Here is an 18770-nt window from a genome sequence, read left to right on the forward strand (position 1 = left end):
CCGGAGCCCGGGGTCAAGGGGGCGCGGCGACTGGCGCCCCCTTGTCGGTCGCCTGCAGAGGCGAAGCTGAAACTGCCGGACTCAACCGGCGAACGAAATCTGCTCAGACTCAACCCGCGCAGCGAACCCCATTAGTCCCAGCTACCCGGCGAACAAAACCTGCTCATAGCACGTTCGCGCAGCGAACAATCCCAGCGCCCCCACCACGCAACGAACCCCCTTAAAGCCCGGCCTGCCAGGCCAATCTTCTCACCGCATTCACGCACCGAACAACCCCACCCCTTTATTCCCTAAAGTCATAAAGCCAAATTTTTTAGTATTTCCCGTTATCAATAATAGTTCTTACCATCACAGAATCAGATTATGTAAAGGGAGGTAAATACCGTGAATTTCCAGCAGCTTAAAATTATCCGCGAGGCGGCCCGCTGTGAATTTAATTTAACGGAAGTCGCTAACACGCTTTTTACCTCCCAGTCGGGTGTGAGTCGGCATATCCGGGATCTGGAAGATGAACTTGGCGTGGAGATCTTTATCCGCCGCGGTAAACGTCTGCTGGGGATGACCGAGCCGGGTAAGGCGCTGCTGACCATTGCCGAACGCATCCTGGATGAAGCGGGCAAAGTCCGCCGCCTGGCCGATGTGTTTACCAATGAAACCAGCGGTATCCTCACGATCGCCACCACCCATACTCAGGCGCGCTACAGCCTGCCGAAGATCATCAAAGCGTTTCGCCAGCTCTATCCGAATGTCCGGCTGGAACTCAATCAGGGCTCCCCGCAGGAGATTGTATCGATGCTGCTGGCGGGGGAGGCAGATGTCGGCATCGCCAGTGAGATGCTGGTCAACAACAGCAGCCTGGCGGCCTTTCCCTGGTTCAGCTGGCACCACGCCTTACTGGTGCCGAAAGGGCATGAACTGGTACAGAACCAGCCCGTTTCGCTGAGCACCCTCAGCCGCCATCCCCTTATTACCTACCGGCAGGGCATTACCGGCCGTTCCCGGGTGGATCGCGCCTTCCAGAGCGCCGGTCTGAAACCGGACATCGTACTCAGCGCTCAGGACTCCGACGTGGTGAAAACCTACGTTAAGCTCGGATTAGGCGTCGGGATTCTGGCCGACCAGGCGTGTGAAACCGAAGAGAGTGAAGAGCTGGTGCGCATTGATGCCACCCATCTGTTCGATGCCAGTACCGTCTGGCTCGGCCTGAAGCGCGGTCAGCTGCAACGCAACTATGTCTGGCAGTTCCTGGAACTCTGCAACGCCAACCTGTCACTGGAGGAGATCAAGCGTCAGGCGCTCTCGTACAGCAGCGACGACGAGCCGGTTATCGACTTCCAGATTTAATCACTCCGCGCATCCGGCAGGATGCGCCGGGTTTCCCCCACGGCATAAAATTTCGAAAGCCTGCTTAAAACCTCTTCGCCAGCCTCTCTCTCACCCTGAAACAACATCCTGCACTCACCGGGCGCGATAAAGTGGAAGCAGCTCACTACAGGGGGATGTTATGTCGCAACTTCAACTCAACGACAGCGATCTGCTGCGCCAGCAGGCGCTGTTTGCCGGATGCTGGCAGGATGCGCAGCAGTGGGCCACGCTGCCGGTTACCAATCCCGCCACGGGTGAAACGCTGGCGACGATCCCGGCGCTGGGATACGCCGAAACGGAGCAGGCCATTGCTTATGCGGAAACGGTACGCATCAGCTGGGGCAGGACACCCAATGCCAGCCGTGCCGCGCTGCTGGAGAAGTGGCATCAGCTGATTATTGAGAATGCCGATGACCTGGCAATCATCATGACCGCCGAACAGGGTAAACCGCTGGCAGAAGCCAGAGGTGAAGTGCTGTACGGGGCCAGCTTTGTGAAATGGTTCGCCGAAGAGGCGCGCCGCATCTATGGCGATACCATTCCCGCGCCCAGCGATGACCGCCGCATTCTGGTGCTGAAACAGCCGGTCGGGGTGGCCGCCGCGATTACGCCGTGGAATTTCCCGATTGCGATGATCACCCGCAAGGTAGCGCCTGCGCTGGCGGCTGGCTGTCCGATCATCGTTAAACCTTCAGAACTGACGCCGCTCTCCGCGCTGGCGCTGGCCGTGCTGGCAGAGCGCGCCGGTTTCCCGTCCGGGGTATTGCAGGTAGTAACCGGCCTGCCCACGGAGATTGGCGCGGCCCTGACCGGGAGCCGCACGGTGCGCAAAATCTCCTTTACCGGCTCTACCCGGATCGGGCAGTTACTGATGCAGCAGAGCGCCGACAGCATCAAACGCCTGAGTCTGGAGCTGGGCGGAAACGCACCGCTGATTGTCTTTGAGGATGCCGATATCGAGGTTGCGGTGGCCGGGGTCATGCTCAGCAAATTTCGCAACGCCGGACAGACCTGCGTCTGCGCCAACCGCATTCTGGTGCAGCGCAGCATCTATGCGCGCTTTACCGCACGACTGCTGGAGGCGGTCGCCACGCTGAAAGTGGGCGATGGTTTTGCGCCTGACAGCACCATCGGGCCGCTCATCAATGACCGCGCGGTGGAAAAAGTGAATGGTCACATTGATGATGCGCTGAGCCAGGGCGCAACCCTGCTGACCGGCGGCATCAGCCAGGGCAACGGTACCTTTGTACAGCCTACGGTTCTGGGGGAGGTGACCGCCTCGATGCGCATCGCACATGAGGAGACCTTTGGCCCGGTCGCACCGCTGTTTATTTTTGACAGTGAAGAGGAGGCGATCGCCATGGCGAATAACACGCCCTATGGTCTGGGTGCCTACTTCTTTACCGAGAACATCCGGCGGGCGTGGCGGGTCGCGGAAGCGCTGGAGTTCGGGATGGTCGGCTTCAATACCGGTGCGATCTCCCTGGAAGTGGCTCCCTTTGGCGGGGTGAAACTCTCCGGCATTGGCCGGGAAGGATCACGTTACGGCATTGACGAATATCTGGAACAAAAAACGTTTCATATCGGCAGTCTGTGAATAAAGAGTAATTAAACGCCAGCCGGGTCATCCGGCTGGCGTTTTTTTTGGCGGCTATTCCGGATAATTTTTTTCGGCGTCAACGTATCGGGTTTAAAACATAAGAAATGATCCGGGATGTGAAGCGCGTCAGTAAACCGGCGGCGCAGGCTTCAGTTAATCACCCGCCTTGCCCGGAATATCCGCTTTGGTGCAATTTTCGTGCAGGCTGCACCAGCAGAGCGCAGGATTTTTGTGAAGTAAATCATCTGTTTAATTGTTCGGCAATTCCGCAAAAAATCATCCGGCAATACGGCAGAAAATTTTTTTGCGCTGTTTTAAACGCATTTTTATTTTTTGCCCGGCTGGCATACTTTCTGCATTAGCTTATTACCCGCGCAGAAATCGGCGGCTGAAAAAACGAATTAACCAGCAACTGATGGGTGTAACAAATAAGGAATTATTCCATGTTAAGTTTCGACCCTGAAAACGTTTCTCTTCCGGCTGGCCATTATATTGGCGGCCAGCACGTGCAAGGCCAGGGTGCCCTGTCTGAGGTTAAACGCCCCTCAGACGGCCGGGTCTATGCGCAGCTACGGGACGCCACGCCAGAAGATGTCGATCACGCCGTGACCGTGGCGCATCAGGCGCTGAAAACCAGCGGCTGGTCAGGCTGCGCGCCACGGGAACGTGGCCGGGTTCTGCGCCGCTGGGCAGATCTGATTGAGCAGGATCCCCTGCTGGCCAAGCTGGAAGCGCTGGGGTCGACCCGACCCATCAGCGACGTGGTGCAGCATGAAATCCCTTTCACGGCCGAAGCGATTCGCTTCTATGCCGAATGCGCCGACAAATACAGCGGCGATCTCTTTCCCACCCGCGACAGCAGCCTCGGCATGCTGATCGCTGAACCCTATGGCGTGATCGGCGCGATTACCCCGTGGAATTTCCCGTTGTCGATGGCGTCGTGGAAATGCGGTCCGGCGCTGGCGGCGGGCAATGCGGTGGTGCTCAAGCCGTCTGAACTGACGCCGTTCTCCACCGTGCGCATGGCCGAACTGGCGATTCAGGCGGGCTTACCGGCCGGGGTGCTGAACATCGTGCAGGGCAGTGGGGCGGTCACCGGCAGTGCGCTGGTGAAACACCCGCTGGTGCGCAAGGTCTCGTTTACCGGCTCGACGCAGACCGGTGCACGCATCATGAGCGACGCGGCACAGTTCGGCATGAAACCGGTCACGCTGGAGCTGGGAGGCAAAAGTCCGCAGCTGGTCTTTGATGATGCAGGCGACACTGAGGTGCTGGCCCAGCGCATTCTGCGCGGCTTCACCGCTAACGGCGGTCAGGCCTGTGTGGCAGGCACCCGCCTGATTGTGCAGCGCAACATCGCCGATCCGCTGGTTGAGCGGCTGGCGCAGCTCTGCCGGGAAGTGAAACCGGGCGTCACCTGGCAGGAGAGCAGCCGCTACGCACCGCTGATTGATGCGCGCCAGGGCAACAAAGTCAGCTCGGTCATTGAGGCGGCGAAAGCGCAGGGCGCCGAGGTGATTGTCGGCGGCGCGCGTTTTGCCGACACCGACGAGGGCTGGTTCTGGCAGCCTACGCTGCTCAGCCACGTCACCCAGGATAACCCGGCGGTGCAGCAGGAGATCTTTGGCCCGGTGCTGACGGTGCAGACCTTTGATGATGAAGAGCAGGGACTGGCGATGGCGGCACATGCGATCTACGGCCTCTGTGCCGGGGTGCACACGCTGAGCCTGCCGCGTGCGCTGCGCGCCATGCGCGCCATTGACGCCGGCACCGTCTGGATCAACCGCTATGGCCGCTCCGGCGACTTCATCATCCCCACCGGCGGCTTTCTCGGCTCCGGCATTGGTAAAGATTTAGGGCGTCAGGCGTTTCAGGCCTGCCAGCGCCAGAAGAGCGTTCTTATCGATTTCTAAGCACAACTGACGACTATGAGGGTGTGACATGGCTCTGTTTAAACCGAAATTTATCACGTTCGACTGTTACGGCACGCTGATTCGCTTCGATATGGCCGGCGCCGCGCAGCGCTGTTTCAGCGACCGCGTCGACCCGGCCGACATGGACGCCTTTACCCGGGACTTTTCAGCCTACCGGCTGGATGAAGTGCTGGGCGCATGGAAACCCTACTACGACGTGGTCAGCAATGCGATTCAGCGCACCTGTAAAAAATGGGGTGTTCGCTGGGAGAAAGCCGACAGCGACTTTATCTACACCGACTGCGCGAGCTGGGGCCCGCATCCCGACGTGCCGGCCGGTCTGGCGAAAGTCGCCGAAGCGTTTCCGCTGGTGCTGCTTACCAACTCAATGAAAGATCTGATCCCGCATCATATTCCGCGTCTGGGCGCGCCCATTCACATGACCATTACGGCGGAAGAGGCGGGTGCCTACAAACCGCAGATGAAGGGCTTCGAGTACATGCTGGATAAGCTCGGCTGCGGCCCGGAGGAGATCCTGCACGTCTCCTCCAGTTTCCGCTATGACCTGATGACCGCACACGATCTCGGCATCAAAAACAAAGTCTGGGTTAATCGCGGCCATGAGCCGGCAAATCCCTACTACGGGTACACCGAAATCAACGACATCGGCGGCCTGCCTGGCGTCGTCGGACTCTGAGGAACCCCCATGAAACTGGAATCGTTCTGGCAGGCCACGGCTCCCGCCTTTACCGGCGCCGCCCGCGAACCGCTGCCAGCCCACGCTGACGTGGTGGTGATCGGCGGCGGCTTCACCGGCGTCTCGGCGGCGCTCAGCCTGGCGCGCAGCGGGATCAGCGTTGTGCTGCTGGAGAGTGGCGAGGTCATGAGCCAGGCGTCGGCGCGCAACGGTGGCCACTGCAACACCGGTGTGGCGCAGAACTTCGCCGCGCTGGTGGCCAGTCAGGGCCTGGAGCAGGCCAGCCGCTTCTACCGGGCGTTTGACGATGCCGTGAGCTATGTCCGGCAACTGATCCAGGACGAAGCGATCGACTGCGACTTCCGGCTGTGCGGCAAGCTCAAGCTCGCCAGCAAAGCGTCACACATGGCCGGATTGCGGGAGGCTTATGAACTGATGCGCCGCACCGTTGACCCGGAGATCGCCCTGCTCGACAAAACGGCGGTGCGTGACGAGATCGCCAGCGATGACTTTCACGGTGGCCTGCTGCAGCAGCGTGGCGGTCAGATGCACATGGGCAAGTTTGGAGTTGGTCTGGCCGAAGCGGCCGCCCGCAGCGGCGCAAAAATTTTCCCCCATCACGCCGTGACGAAATTAGAGCGGCTCAAGGGGTATCAGCACCGGGTCCACACCGCGCAGGGCACGCTGCTGGCGGATAAGGTGCTGATGGCGACCGGCTGCTCCAACGTCGGTCCCTTTCCCTGGTTTCAGCGCCGCATCGTGCCGGTCGGCAGCTTTATTGTGGTGACGGAAGCGCTGGATCCGGCGCTGCTGCAACAGGTGCTGCCGCAGGACCGCACCTACGTGACCTCCCTGAATATCGGCAACTACTTCCGCACCACCGCCGATCGCCGGCTGGTGTTTGGCGGGCGCGCCCGGTTTGCGGTCAGCAATCCCACCTCGGACTCCCGCAGTGGCGAGATCCTGCGCCGGGCGATGACGCAGATGCTGCCCCAGCTCGGCCAGGCGCAGGTGGACTACTGCTGGGGCGGCATGGTCGATATGACGGCCGACCGTCTGCCTCACGCCGGTGAACAGGATGGCGTTTTCTACTCGCTGGGCTACAGCGGTCACGGCACCCAGATGTCGGTCTGGATGGGGCGGGTCATGGCCGACCTGCTGGCTGAAAAAGCGACGGACAATCCCTGGCAGCGTGAGACATGGCCCGCGCTGCCCGGTTATCACGGTAAGCCATGGTTTTTACCGCTCGCAGGACTCTATTACAAAGCAAAGGATCGCCTTTCATAACCCCCGTCGGAGGCTGGCTGCCAGGTTGCCAGCACCGTCAGAAAATGATCCCCGGTTCGCCTGACTATTGAGGGTACAGAGATGAGTAAATTTGATAATAACGACGCTGATGCGGTAAATCCGGCACTGACGCGCATGATCACTGAAGGCACACTGTCACGCCGCAGCCTGATGAAAATCCTCTCCGCGGGTGCGGTGATGAGCAGCGGCCTGATCGGTTTTTCCGGGGCAGCACAGGCGGATGATAAGCCCGTGAAGGGCGGTAAACTGCGCGCGGCGATGTCGAATGCGTCGGCCACCGACACACTCGACCCGGCCAAAAGTAACAACAGCGCCGACTATACCCGCCAGTTTATGTTTTACAGCGGCCTGACCGAGCTGGATAAAAATCTGATGGTGCAACCGGCCCTGGCGGAATCGGTGGAGTCGGGCGATGGCGTCACCTGGCATATTAAGCTGCGCAAGGGCGTGACCTTCCATGACGGCAAACCGCTGACCGCCAAAGATGTCATCTACTCACTCAGCCGCCACAAAGATCCGGCTATCGCCTCCATCGCTTTCAAGCTGGCCGACCAGTTCAAAACCTTCACCGCGGTCAATGACAATGAGGTGCTGCTGGAGCTGAACAGCGCCAACTTCGATGTCCCTTACATGCTGGCCACGCCGCCGTTTTTAATCGTGCAGGATGGCACCAAAGATTTCAGCAAAGGGATCGGCACCGGGCCGTTCATCTGCAAAGCCTTTATGCCCGGCGTGCGCGCCATCGGCACGAAAAATCCCAACTATTACAAGCCGGGCCTGCCGCACCTGGATGAGGTGGAGCTGATAGGCGTCACCGACGGTGCCGCGCGCGTCAATGCGCTGATGTCGGGCGATCTGCAGATCGTCGCGGCCATGACCGCCGCCGACTGCAAGCGCATTAAAGCCAGCAGCGACTTCGGCGTGCTGGAGAGCAAATCGGGGATGTACACCAACCTGATTATCCGCACCGACGTGAAGCCGGGAAGCAACGAAGATTTTGTGCTGGCGATGAAATATCTGCAGCCGCGCGAAATGCTGGTGAAAACGGTCCTGCAGGGCTACGGCGACGTCAGTAACGACACCCCGGTGCCACCTTGGCATCCGCTCTACAACGCCGACCTGAAACCGCGCCCGCTGGATGTGGAAAAGGCGAAATTCCACATCAAAAAAGCCGGGATGGCCGGGTCAACGGTGGAGATCGTAACCACGCCCAACATTGAAGGGGCAACCGAAGGCGGTCAGATGATCCAGCAGATTGCGCGCGGGGCCGGGCTTAACATCAAAGTGCGACGTGTGCCGTATGACGGCTACTGGTCGTCGCACTGGACTAAAGATCCCGTGGGATATGGCTCGATAAACCCGCGTCCGACGCTCGACATGCTCTTCTCACAGTTTTATCTCTCTACCGCGCCGAGCAACGAATCGGGCTGGAAAAATCCGCAGTTTGACCAGCTGGTCGTGGCGGCACGGGGGGAACGCGATCAGGCGAAGCGCAAGCAGATGTATGGCGACATGCAGACGCTGATCTATGACCACTGCGGCACCCTCATCCCGACCTTTATCAGCTCCACCGATGGCTACAGCAAAAAGGTCAAAGGGGTGGAAGCCTGGCCGTCGGGCATGATGATGGGGTATCGCTTCCATGAGTTTGCCTGGCTGACCGCCTGATCCGGAACCTGAGTAAGGAGAACGCCGATGAACCGATATATGCTGTTCCTGATTGCCCGGCGAACCGGTGCCGGCATCCTGACGTTGCTTATCGTCTCGGCGGTGGTGTTTTTCATCACCAGCCTGCTGCCGGGTGACGCGGCGCAGATGATCCTCGGGCAGAACGCCACGCCGGAAACGGTGGCGGCGTTACGGCAGCAGCTGGGGCTGGATCAGCCTTTGCTGATGCGTTACGTCCACTGGCTGACAGGCATGGTGCAGGGCGATTTCGGCACCTCGTTTGCCAGCCATCTGCCGGTCGCACAGCTGGTGGCCCAGCGCATTCCGGCGACGTTTGAACTGGCGGGTATTACCACGCTGATCTGCGTGCCGCTGGCGCTGCTCATCGGCATCATCGCGGCGATGAATCGCGGGTCACGGCTTGATCGGGCGCTGGTTATCGGCACTATGGCGACGGTCGCCGTCCCGGAGTTTCTGGTGGCGACGGTCGCGGTGCTGATTTTTGCCGTCAGGCTGCACTGGGTGTCGGCGATGTCGTTCGGCAGCCCGGACAGCGACCTGCTGAGTTACCTCAAAGCCTATGCGCTGCCGGTGCTGACGCTCTGCTGTGTACTGGTGGCGCAGATGGCCCGGATGACGCGGGCGGCGATCATCAATCAGCTCGACAGCCCCTATCTGGAGATGGCGCGGCTGAAAGGGGTGTCACCGCTCAGAGCCGTGCTGCGTCACGCCCTGCCTAACGCGGTTGGCCCGATTGCCAACGCGATTTCACTCAGCCTCTCCTATCTGTTTGGCGGGGTGATCATCATCGAAACCATCTTCAGCTATCCCGGTCTGGCCAGTCAGCTGGTGGATGCCGTCAGCAACCGCGATCTGCCGGTGGTGCAGCTCTGCGTCATGCTGTTCGCCGCCTGCTATCTGGTGCTGCTGCTGCTGGCCGACATCCTGACTATCGCCTTTAACCCGAAATGGAGAAGCGCATGAATACTCTTCTGCTGCCCTGGCGTTTCTTACAGTCACTCTCCTGGTCTGGCCGGATGGGACTGCTGATCTCCCTGTTCTGGCTGCTGATGGCGCTGTTCGGCACCGCGCTGGCCCCGCACAGCATCGATGATATCGGCGGCGGGCCGCTGATGGGCGGTCTGACGGCGGACAACCTGCTGGGCACCGACTATCTCGGCCGCGACATGCTGAGCCGCATTCTCTATGGCGCGAAGTTCTCAATCGGCCTGGCGCTGAGCGCGGCGCTGCTGGCCAGCCTGGTCGGCACGCTGCTGGCGCTGCTCGCGGCGGTCACGGGACGCTGGCTGGAGGAGTTACTGGGCCGCGTCAACGATGCGCTGCTGGTGCTGCCGGGAAAAGTGCTGTCGCTGATGATCGTCGCCGTCTTTGGCTCGTCGCTGCCGATGCTGATCCTGACGGCGGTCTTTACCTACTGGCCGGGCGCATTCCGTATCGCCTTTGCCATGGCCAGCTCGCTGCGCAGCATGGACTACGTCCGCGCCTCACGGCTGCGGGGCGAAAGCCGCTGGCATATCGCCATTCACGACATATTGCCTAACATGGTGCACCCGATGCTGACCGACTTTGGCCTGCGCTTTGTTTACATCGTGCTGCTGCTCAGCGGCCTGAGCTTTCTCGGCCTGGGCGTGCAGCCACCCTATGCCGACTGGGGCACGCTGGTGCGTGAAAACATGCAGGGGCTGTTTGACGGCTCACCGGCGGTGCTGATGCCCGCGCTGGCCATTGCCAGCCTGACCATTGGCGCGAACCTGTTTATCGACAGCCTGCAGGCGATGCGTCCGCTGACGTTGGCGAAGGAGGGAGCATGAACGTGACACCCCATACGGCCATGCCGGTGATTTCGGTCGATAAACTGCGCGTCACCGCGCAGACCGATCGCGGCGAAGAGATCGACCTGGTTTCCGACATTCACTTTACCGTGCAGAAGGGCGAGGTGCTGGCGCTGATTGGCGAGTCCGGCTCGGGTAAAACCACCATCGCGATGGCCCTGATGGGCTACGCCCGCAACGGCTGCCGGATTGCCGGGGGCAATATTCACGTCGCCGGCACCGACGTCAGCAGCCTGACGCCAGGCCAGCTGCGCGCCTTTCGCGGTAATAAAGTGGCTTATATCGCTCAGAGCGCCGCCGCGTCGTTTAATCCGGGCATGAAAATCCTCGATCAGGTGATTGAGCCGGTGGTCATTCACGGCACCCTGACCCGCAAAGCGGCGCGGGAAAAAGCGATTGGTCTGTTCCGTGAGCTGGCGCTGCCCAATCCGGAGAGCATCGGTGACCGCTATCCGCATCAGGTGTCAGGCGGTCAGCTGCAGCGTCTGATGACGGCGATGGCGCTGATTGGCGACCCGGACGTGGTGATTCTGGATGAACCCACCACCGCACTGGATGTGACTACCCAGGTCGAGGTGCTGAAAGCCTTTCGCCGGGTAGTGGTGCAGCGCGGCGTCACCGCCATTTACGTCAGTCACGATCTGGCCGTCGTGGCGCAGATGGCCGATCGGATTCTGGTGCTGCTGCGCGGCAAAATGGCGGAATATGGCACGACCGCACACCTGATTGGCGCGCCACAGGCGGAGTATACCCGCCTGCTGATGAATGCGGCGCGCCAGAAAGAGCGGCCCAGCAGCTGGTGTCCCGCGGCGGCCGATATTCAGCCGCTGCTGGAAGTGCGCGATCTCTGCGCCGGTTATGGCCCGCGCGACAGGGAGGGCCACCCGAAGGTGCGCATCCTGGAGGATGTCAACCTCAGGCTATGGAAAGGGCAGGCGATTGGCATTATCGGGGAGTCCGGCTCGGGCAAAACCACGCTGGCGCACGCCATCGCCGGGCTCAATGCCCCGAGTCACGGCCACATCCTGTTTAACGGTCACTATATCGCGGGCGATATGCAGAAACGCCCTGACAACGAGCTGCGACGCATTCAGTATGTGTTCCAGATGGCGGATACCGCCCTGAATCCGGCTCACAGCGTTGAGCGCATTCTGTCGCGTCCGCTGACGCTGTTTCATGGTCTGAGCGGTGCGGCCCGTCAGCAGCGGCTCAATCAGCTGCTGGATCTGGTGCAGCTGCCGCGCAGCGTGCTGGGACGGCGTCCCTGGGCGCTGTCGGGCGGCCAGAAACAGCGCGTTAATCTGGCGCGCGCGCTGGCGGCTGAGCCCGATCTGATTCTGTGTGATGAGGTTACCTCGGCGCTGGACACCGTGGTGGCGGCCGCCGTGCTCGACCTGATCAGTGAACTGCGCCGGGAGCTGGGCCTCTCCGTGATCTTCATCAGCCACGACATGCATGCGGTGCGCGCCGTGTGCGACGAGATTGTGGTGATGAAAAGCGGGCGCATCGTGACCCAGCTGGCCCGCAGCGACTACGACAAGCCCACCAGCGAGCTCTACTTTGAGCGGCTGAAACGCGCTGTGCCGGAGCTGCGTCAGGGCTGGCTGGACGAGCATGAAGAGATTTTAAAAGCAGAGTAGGTGGCCGCTGGCGTCATGGCGTGCTCCTTTTCATTTACAACAGAGGTCGTTTTGTTATGCCTGCACCGATTCGTTATGTACAGGACAGTACGGACTTTCCCGACGCCGCCGATGTGGTGGTGATTGGCGCCGGTATTGCCGGGGCCGCCGCCACCTGGGAACTGGCGAAGCAGGGCGTTAAGGTTGTGCTGATCGAAAAAGGCCTGGTGGGGGCCGAGCAGTCGAGCCGCAACTGGGGCTGGTGTCGTCAGCAGAACCGCGATGAGCGGGAGCTGCCGCTGATCATCTATGCCCTGCAACGCTGGGGGGAGCTGAACGCGGAAACCGGCGAAGAGCTGGGATTCCGTCGCAGCGGGCTGGTTTACGCCACGCGGGAAGAGTCAGACATCGCCGCCTGGGATGCGTGGATCCAGATGGCTAAGGGGTATGGCGTCAATAGCTCGATTCTTACCGCTGAGCAGGCAAAAGCGATGACGCCCGGCAGTACCACCGCCTGGCGGGGCGGCCTCTCTGCGCCGACGGATGGCCATGCGGAACCCCGCCTGGCGGCGCCGGGCCTGGTGGCGGGCGCGATGAAAAAAGGTGCGCTGCTGTTTCAGCAGTGTGCGGTGCGCGGGCTGGATATCGCCGCGGGTCAGGTCAGCGGCGTCTGGACCGAACGCGGGCTGATCAAAACCAGCCGGGTGATCTGTGCTGCCGGGGCCTGGACATCCATGTTCTGCCGTCGTCACGGCATCGATCTGCCGCTGGGCAATGTCATCGGCACGGCCTTCCGCACGCAGCCGATAGAGCAGGCGATTGCGATGCCGCTCTATACGCCGGGCTTCGCCTGCCGCCCGCAGATGGACGGCAGCTATACCGTCTCGGTATCGGGGCGCGGACGGCTGGAGCCGGGTGCGCAGGGGCTGCGTTATGCGCGCCAGTTCTATCCGACATTTAAAAGCCGCCGCAAAAATCTCACCCTCAACCTTGGCCTGTCACCCTTTTTCAAAGGCCCCGAAGCAATGGGGCGCTGGGCCTTTGATCGCCCGTCGCCGTTTGAGCGGGTGCGCATTCTCGATCCGGCGGCAGACAGCCGAATCGTGGAAGAGGGGCTGGCCGCGATGCGCCGCGAATATCCGGCGCTGGCGAATCTCAGGCTGGCCCAGGCGTGGGGCGGCATGATCGACAGCACGCCGGACGCCATTCCGGTGATCTCCACCGTGGCGAAACTGCCGGGGCTGGTGCTCTCAGCGGGCTACAGCGCGCACGGTTTTGGCATCGGGCCGGGTGCCGGACGCCTGGCGGCCGATCTGGCAACCGGGGCCACCCCGATTGTCGACCCTGCCCCTTATCGCTACAGCCGTCTGGTTGACGGCAGCGGATTAGACACCCCAGGCATGATGTAAGGAGAACGTAATGAGCCTGACACTACGCGCAATGACGCCAGATGATATCGAACAGTGCTACCGCATGACGCAGGCGCTGAAGTGGCCCCACCGACGCGAAGACTGGCAGCTGGCGCTGCAGCTGGGCGAAGGCACGGTGATTGAAGAGCAGGGCAAAGTGATTGGCAGCGCCGTGCTCTGGCGCTGGGGCGAACACGCCGCCACGCTGGGACTGGTGATTGTGGATAATCAGCAGCAGGGGCGGGGCCTCGGCAAACAGCTGATGCTGGCGCAGCTGGAAAAAGTCCCCGACGGCAACGTGCGGCTGCACGCCACCGAAATGGGCAAAGGGCTGTATGAAAAGCTCGGCTTTGTCAGCTGCGGCGAGATCCGCCAGCACCAGACCCGCGCACTGGCGTCACTGCCCGACGTGGTGATCCCGGCCGGGCTGCATCTGCGACCGGCGACCCCGGCGGATCACGCCGCGCTGGTGAAGCTGGATCAGCAGGCGCACGGCATGCATCGTCCGGCGCTGTTCGACCATCTGCTGGGCGACTGTGAGACCCTGCTGTTACAGGACGATCAGCAGCAGATTCAGGGGTTTGCCAGCCTGCGCCGCTTTGGGCACGGCTGGGCGATTGGGCCGGTGATCGCCGCGGAGCTGCCGGTGGCACAGGCGCTGGTGGCAACCCTGATGCAGCCACTGCAGGGCCAGTTTCTGCGCATTGATACCGACGCCAGCCTGCCGCTGGCCAGCTGGCTCAACACCCTCGGGCTGGATCAGGTGGATGCGCCGACTACGATGGTGCGGGGCACCCCCTGGACGCCGCAGGGGATGCAGGCCTTTGGCTTAATGACCCAGGCGATGGCCTGATGCATATCGTCTATAAATCGGAACCGGAACGGGGACGGATCTGGCAGCGCTGGCTGGCGGAGCATGCCCCCGACATTCAGCTGCATATCTGGCCGGAGACCGGCGATCCGGCAGAGGTTGAGGCGCTGGTAGCCTGGCAGCCCCCCGCCGATATTCCGGCGCTGTTTCCCCGGCTGAAACTGCTGTTTTCTGTTGGCGCCGGAGCCGATCAGTTTGACTTCAGCGCGCTGCCGCCCAATCTGCCGGTCATACGAATGATTGAGCCGGGCCTGACGCAGGGCATGGTGGAATATGTCACCTTCGCGGTGCTCGGGCTGCATCGTGACATGCCACGCTATCTTCATCAGCAACGCCAGCAGCAGTGGCAGCCGCATCAGGTGAAGCCTGCGGCTCAGCGGCGGGTGGGCGTGATGGGGCTGGGCGAACTCGGTCAGGCTGCGCTGCAGCAGCTGGTCGCACTGGGGTTTAACTGCGCTGGCTGGAGCCGCACACCGCGCCACGTGCCTGGCGTGCGCTGCTGGCACGGTGCCGGAGAGCTGGCGGACTTTCTGGCACACAGCGAGATTCTGGTCTGTCTGCTGCCGCTGACCGACACCACCCAGGGTCTGCTTAATCGCACCCTGTTTACGCAGATGCCGCAGGGTGCGGCACTGGTGCAGGCCGGGCGCGGTCAGCAGCTTAATCATGACGATCTGCTGCAGGCGCTGGCGAGCGGCCAGCTCCGCGCCGCCGTGATTGATGTCACCGACCCGGAGCCGTTACCGCCGGGCCACCCCTTCTGGCACCATCCCGCCGTGTGGCTGACGCCGCACATTGCCAGTCAGACACAGAATGAGAGCGCCATTGCGGCGCTGCTGGAGAACCTGCGCCGTTATCAGCGTGGTGAGCCGCTGCACGGTGTGGTCGACCGCTCACGAGGATATTGAGATGGAACATTTAGTGGCACTGCGCCGCGAACTGCATGCGCACCCGGAACTCGGTTTTCAGGAACACCGCACCAGCGACAGGGTGGCGAACTTTCTGCAACAGCTGGGAATTGAGGTGCATCGTGGTATCGGTCAGACCGGCGTGGTCGGCATCCTGAAAAAGGGCAACAGCGAGCGGATGATTGGCCTGCGCGCCGATATGGATGCCCTGCCGATGCAGGATCAGAGCGGCACCGCCTGGCAGAGCAGCGTGACACAGGTCAGTCACGCCTGCGGCCACGACGGTCACACCGTGATGCTGCTGGGTGCGGCAGAAAAACTGGCGCGCGACGTCAGTTTTGACGGCACCGTCTGCTTCATTTTCCAGCCCGCCGAAGAGGGGCTGGCGGGCGCGAAGGCGATGATCGACGACGGGCTGTTCAGCCGCTTTCCCTGTGAGGCGGTCTACGCCATTCACAACTGGCCGGAACTGCCGCTGGGTCAGGTGCAGACCCGGCCCGGCCCGATCATGGCGGCGGCAGACCGCTTCGATATCCGGGTGCTTGGCGGGGGAGGCCATGCCGCTCAGCCCCACCTGACCCGCGATACCCTGCTGGCGACCAGCGAGCTGGTGGTTCAGCTGAATACCCTGGTCTCACGCGCGCTCGACCCCTGTGAAACGGCGCTGCTCACTGTGACCCGGATGGAGGGTGGCTTTTCCCACAACATGATCCCGGCGGAGGCGAACATCACCGGTACGGTGCGCACCTTCAGCCCGACGGCACAGGCGACGATTGAAGCGCGGCTGCGTCAGATGGCGGAACATGTCACCGCCGCGCACGGCCTGCATGCCGAGGTGCGCTATCTGCGCTACTACCCGGCGACCCTGAACAGCCCGGATGAGGCACAGTTCTGCCTGCAGGCGCTGAAACAGGCGGGCATCGCCGCTGAGATCGCGCCGCAGCCCGCGCTCACCTCCGAAGATTTCGCCTTTATGCTGCAGGCGCGGCCCGGTGCCTATCTCTGGCTGGGGTCTGCGCCCTGCAGGCCGTTACATCACGCCGCCTACGACTTTAACGATGCGCTGATCCCGCATGGCGTTAACGTGTTTGTCACCCTGATTCGTCAGGCGCTGGCAGAGAAATTTCCCTGCTGAAAGCAGCGGGATTTTGACAGGAAATGCCGCTGCCTGCGGAATTACGGCAGCGTCGGAAACCAACAGGTTGCGATACTTGAGCCAACCGAACGTTACGTGGATGAGGGTTTAAAATGCAGAATGTCATGGCAGAGCAGCAAGCATACTCCGATAACAACCTGTTACTGGATGCACGTGAGCAGAACGTGCCGCGTGGCGTCGTCACCGCGCATCCGCTGGTGATCGAGCGCGCCAGAGGCAGTGAAGTATGGGACGTGGAGGGCAATCGCTATCTCGACTTTGTCGGCGGCATCGGCGTGCTCAATGTCGGGCACAATCACCCGGCGGTGGTCAACGCCGTGACCCGCCAGCTCGGTCTGGTCTCGCACGCCTGTTTTCAGGTGGTGGCTTATCCGGGCTACATCGCGTTAGCGGAGCGGCTGAACCGGCTGGTAGGCGGAGACGAAGCCTACAAGAGCGTCTTTTTCACCAGCGGCGCCGAAGCGGTAGAAAACGCGGTGAAGATTGCCCGCGCCCACACGCAGCGCCCCGGCATCATCGCCTTTGACGGTGCATTTCATGGCCGCACCCTGCTGGGTGTCACCCTGACCGGCATGTCTGCCCCTTATAAACAGAACTTTGGCCCGTTCCCTGGCGAGATTTACCGGCTGCCTTTCCCCAATCCGCTGCACGGCATTACGGAGGCGGATTGCCTCAAGGCGCTGGAGCAGCTCTTCGCGGTACAGATCCTGCCTGAGCGGGTGGCGGCGATCATTATCGAGCCGGTACAGGGCGACGGGGGCTTCCTGCCTGCAGGCCCGGCCTTTATGCAGGCGCTGCGCCGCATTACCAGCCAGCACGGCATTCTGCTGATTTGTGATGAAGTGCAGTCCGGCTTCGGGCGAACCGGCACCATGTTCGCGTTCCAGCAGCTGGGCATTAAACCGGATTTGATCACGCTGGCGAAAAGCCTGGGTGGCGGCCTGCCGATTTCCGGTGTGGTGGGACGGGCGGAGATCATGGACGCGCCAGCGCCGGGCGGACTGGGCGGCACCTACGGCGGCAATGCGCTGGGGTGTGCGGCGGCGCTGGCGGTGCTGGATCTGTTTGAGCAGGAGAACCTGCTACAGCGTTCCTGCCAGCTCGGTGAACAGCTCAATGCCCGGCTGCGGCAGCTGGCGGATAAATATGCCTGCATCGGTGATGTGCGCGGCGTGGGCTTTATGCAGGCGGTGGAAATCCTCGATTTCGAAACCGGTCGCCCGGATGCGGCCCTGACGCAGAAGATCCTCGACAGCGCCTGTCAGGAAGGACTGCTGCTGATCAAGTGTGGTCTGCACCGTAATACGATCCGTTTCCTGGCCCCGCTGGTGACGACCGACTCCCAGCTGGAAGAGGCGCTGCATATCTTCGATATTGCGCTGGCGCGTGCCACAGGCCGTCTGGGTTAAACTGCGATTCCTCATTGATTTTATTGAAGTAATTTAAAAACCTCCTGCTGGTATAACCACTGCGAAGCGCTGGCGCATTTACCGTAAAGCGTGATATATCTTCCGGAGGTTCTGAACATTTGCTTAAGCGCCTGGCCCGTCAGGCCAGGTTATTGCCAGCCTGCAATAATGACGCCTGATGGGCCAGGCTCTGACAATGAGGGGTGCTATGAACGGCTTAATGAAACTCGACCGCATCGACATCAACATTCTGGTGCAACTCCAGAAAGATGGCCGTATCAGCAACGTTAACCTCGCCGACGCAGTAGGCCTTTCCCCCAGCCCCTGTCTGCAACGGGTCAAACGTCTGGAACAGGCTGGTTTTATTACCGGTTATGAAGCCCACATCAATCTCACCCGCATTACCGATTCTGTGACGGTCTTTACCGAAGTCACGCTGTCGGGCCATCGCCGCGAAGATTTTATGAAGTTTGAAACAGCGATGCGCAGTGTCGATGAGCTGATGGAGTGCCATCTGATCACCGGCGGCTACGACTATCTGCTGCGCTTTATTACCCGCAGCATTGAACATTACCAGGAAGTGATTGAGAAGATGCTGGATGCGCAGATCGGCATCGACAAATATTTTAGTTATATCGTGATCAAATCGCCCATCATGAAAAGCAGCGTGCCGTTGCGTTCACTTATCGACAAGCAGAATTCTGTCGAACTCGGGGCGTAGTGACCAGAGCCGGGGGCCGATCCTCTGCGCTTTTTACGGCAGAGGGTCACTACCGGCATGCACCGCACCCGGCGCAGACCGCGCTCCGGGGGCTGTGCAGACCTGCACGCTTTACCCGGATTTTTCCCTTACCCGCCCGTTCACTCTGCATCATGCATCGGCCTGACTCCCCTCAGCATAAAATTTCTTCCCGGCGCAAAATTCAGTCGCTGCATCCGGTTTCAGGGCGCGCTTCAGCCTCAGCCGATCAGCGAACCCCCTTAGACTGTTTTT

Annotated in this window: 15 protein-coding genes; all 15 read left to right on the plus strand. The window is 61.3% G+C overall.

From position 1 onward, the window contains the following. Positions 1-384: 384 nt before the first annotated feature. The 15 genes from cbl to HFD92_RS20445 all read left to right on the plus strand — a co-directional run bounded on the left by cbl (position 385) and on the right by HFD92_RS20445 (position 18497). Positions 385-1344 carry an HTH-type transcriptional regulator Cbl gene (cbl, locus tag HFD92_RS20375; RefSeq protein WP_009089396.1) on the plus strand — a complete coding sequence of 320 codons (960 nt, stop codon included), beginning with the start codon at positions 385-387 and terminating at the stop codon, positions 1342-1344. Between the two features lie 160 nt (positions 1345-1504). Beyond that, entirely contained in the window at positions 1505-2962 is a 1458-nt protein-coding gene (locus HFD92_RS20380) for an NAD-dependent succinate-semialdehyde dehydrogenase (protein ID WP_167429603.1), read from the plus strand. A 446-nt stretch (positions 2963-3408) separates the two neighbouring features. Then, a complete protein-coding gene (locus HFD92_RS20385) occupies positions 3409-4878 on the plus strand; it encodes an aldehyde dehydrogenase (RefSeq protein ID WP_167429604.1) in 1470 nt (489 codons plus the stop codon). 28 nt (positions 4879-4906) lie between these two features. Beyond that, positions 4907-5575 (plus strand): haloacid dehalogenase type II, encoded by a 669-nt coding sequence (locus HFD92_RS20390; RefSeq protein WP_046102145.1) that lies wholly within the window; start codon positions 4907-4909, stop codon positions 5573-5575. Between the two features lie 9 nt (positions 5576-5584). Then, the gene (locus HFD92_RS20395; protein ID WP_009089405.1) at positions 5585-6862 is read left to right on the plus strand and encodes an FAD-binding oxidoreductase; all 1278 of its coding nucleotides are present in this window, start codon (positions 5585-5587) and stop codon (positions 6860-6862) included. 81 nt (positions 6863-6943) lie between these two features. Next, complete coding sequence (locus HFD92_RS20400; RefSeq protein ID WP_046102144.1) at positions 6944-8551, plus strand: ABC transporter substrate-binding protein; 1608 nt, start codon at positions 6944-6946, stop codon at positions 8549-8551. 27 nt (positions 8552-8578) lie between these two features. Further along, the gene (locus HFD92_RS20405) at positions 8579-9535 is read left to right on the plus strand and encodes an ABC transporter permease (RefSeq protein WP_167429605.1); all 957 of its coding nucleotides are present in this window, start codon (positions 8579-8581) and stop codon (positions 9533-9535) included. Then, on the plus strand, positions 9532-10383 hold the full coding sequence (locus HFD92_RS20410; protein ID WP_009089410.1) for an ABC transporter permease: 852 nt from the start codon (positions 9532-9534) through the stop codon (positions 10381-10383). Before HFD92_RS20405 ends, HFD92_RS20410 begins: the two co-directional genes overlap by 4 nt. Then, entirely contained in the window at positions 10380-12044 is a 1665-nt protein-coding gene (locus tag HFD92_RS20415; RefSeq protein WP_167429606.1) for an ABC transporter ATP-binding protein, read from the plus strand. Before HFD92_RS20410 ends, HFD92_RS20415 begins: the two co-directional genes overlap by 4 nt. Before the next feature lie 56 nt (positions 12045-12100). Then, positions 12101-13432: an FAD-binding oxidoreductase gene (locus tag HFD92_RS20420; protein ID WP_046102142.1), complete on the plus strand. Its 1332-nt coding sequence runs from the start codon at positions 12101-12103 to the stop codon at positions 13430-13432. A gap of 10 nt (positions 13433-13442) precedes the next feature. After that, positions 13443-14285, plus strand: coding sequence for a GNAT family N-acetyltransferase (locus HFD92_RS20425; RefSeq protein WP_167429607.1), 843 nt, complete (start codon positions 13443-13445; stop codon positions 14283-14285). Beyond that, the gene (locus tag HFD92_RS20430) at positions 14285-15211 is read left to right on the plus strand and encodes a glyoxylate/hydroxypyruvate reductase A (RefSeq protein WP_167429608.1); all 927 of its coding nucleotides are present in this window, start codon (positions 14285-14287) and stop codon (positions 15209-15211) included. Before HFD92_RS20425 ends, HFD92_RS20430 begins: the two co-directional genes overlap by 1 nt. 1 nt (position 15212) lies before the next feature. Further along, on the plus strand, positions 15213-16346 hold the full coding sequence (locus HFD92_RS20435; protein ID WP_167429609.1) for a M20 aminoacylase family protein: 1134 nt from the start codon (positions 15213-15215) through the stop codon (positions 16344-16346). 113 nt (positions 16347-16459) lie between these two features. Further along, positions 16460-17776 carry a 4-aminobutyrate--2-oxoglutarate transaminase gene (gabT, locus tag HFD92_RS20440; RefSeq protein WP_009089421.1) on the plus strand — a complete coding sequence of 439 codons (1317 nt, stop codon included), beginning with the start codon at positions 16460-16462 and terminating at the stop codon, positions 17774-17776. A gap of 208 nt (positions 17777-17984) precedes the next feature. Then, positions 17985-18497: an Lrp/AsnC family transcriptional regulator gene (locus HFD92_RS20445; RefSeq protein ID WP_009089422.1), complete on the plus strand. Its 513-nt coding sequence runs from the start codon at positions 17985-17987 to the stop codon at positions 18495-18497. Positions 18498-18770: the final 273 nt, after the last annotated feature.

It is taken from the genome of Pantoea sp. EKM101V (genome assembly GCF_011800325.1).
Classification (GTDB): domain Bacteria; phylum Pseudomonadota; class Gammaproteobacteria; order Enterobacterales; family Enterobacteriaceae; genus Pantoea; species Pantoea anthophila.

Bases quoted from the DNA above. Each gene is read 5' to 3' on its own strand.
- HFD92_RS20435 (WP_167429609.1), top strand. From the start codon at position 15,213: ATGGAACATTTAGTGGCACTGCGCCGCGAACTGCATGCGCACCCGGAA.
- HFD92_RS20405 (WP_167429605.1), top strand. From the start codon at position 8,579: ATGAACCGATATATGCTGTTCCTGATTGCCCGGCGAACCGGTGCCGGC.
- HFD92_RS20380 (WP_167429603.1), top strand. From the start codon at position 1,505: ATGTCGCAACTTCAACTCAACGACAGCGATCTGCTGCGCCAGCAGGCG.
- HFD92_RS20400 (WP_046102144.1), top strand. From the start codon at position 6,944: ATGAGTAAATTTGATAATAACGACGCTGATGCGGTAAATCCGGCACTG.
- HFD92_RS20425 (WP_167429607.1), top strand. From the start codon at position 13,443: ATGAGCCTGACACTACGCGCAATGACGCCAGATGATATCGAACAGTGC.
- gabT (WP_009089421.1), top strand. From the start codon at position 16,460: ATGCAGAATGTCATGGCAGAGCAGCAAGCATACTCCGATAACAACCTG.
- HFD92_RS20385 (WP_167429604.1), top strand. From the start codon at position 3,409: ATGTTAAGTTTCGACCCTGAAAACGTTTCTCTTCCGGCTGGCCATTAT.
- HFD92_RS20395 (WP_009089405.1), top strand. From the start codon at position 5,585: ATGAAACTGGAATCGTTCTGGCAGGCCACGGCTCCCGCCTTTACCGGC.
- HFD92_RS20410 (WP_009089410.1), top strand. From the start codon at position 9,532: ATGAATACTCTTCTGCTGCCCTGGCGTTTCTTACAGTCACTCTCCTGG.
- HFD92_RS20390 (WP_046102145.1), top strand. From the start codon at position 4,907: ATGGCTCTGTTTAAACCGAAATTTATCACGTTCGACTGTTACGGCACG.
- HFD92_RS20430 (WP_167429608.1), top strand. From the start codon at position 14,285: ATGCATATCGTCTATAAATCGGAACCGGAACGGGGACGGATCTGGCAG.
- HFD92_RS20415 (WP_167429606.1), top strand. From the start codon at position 10,380: ATGAACGTGACACCCCATACGGCCATGCCGGTGATTTCGGTCGATAAA.
- HFD92_RS20445 (WP_009089422.1), top strand. From the start codon at position 17,985: ATGAACGGCTTAATGAAACTCGACCGCATCGACATCAACATTCTGGTG.
- HFD92_RS20420 (WP_046102142.1), top strand. From the start codon at position 12,101: ATGCCTGCACCGATTCGTTATGTACAGGACAGTACGGACTTTCCCGAC.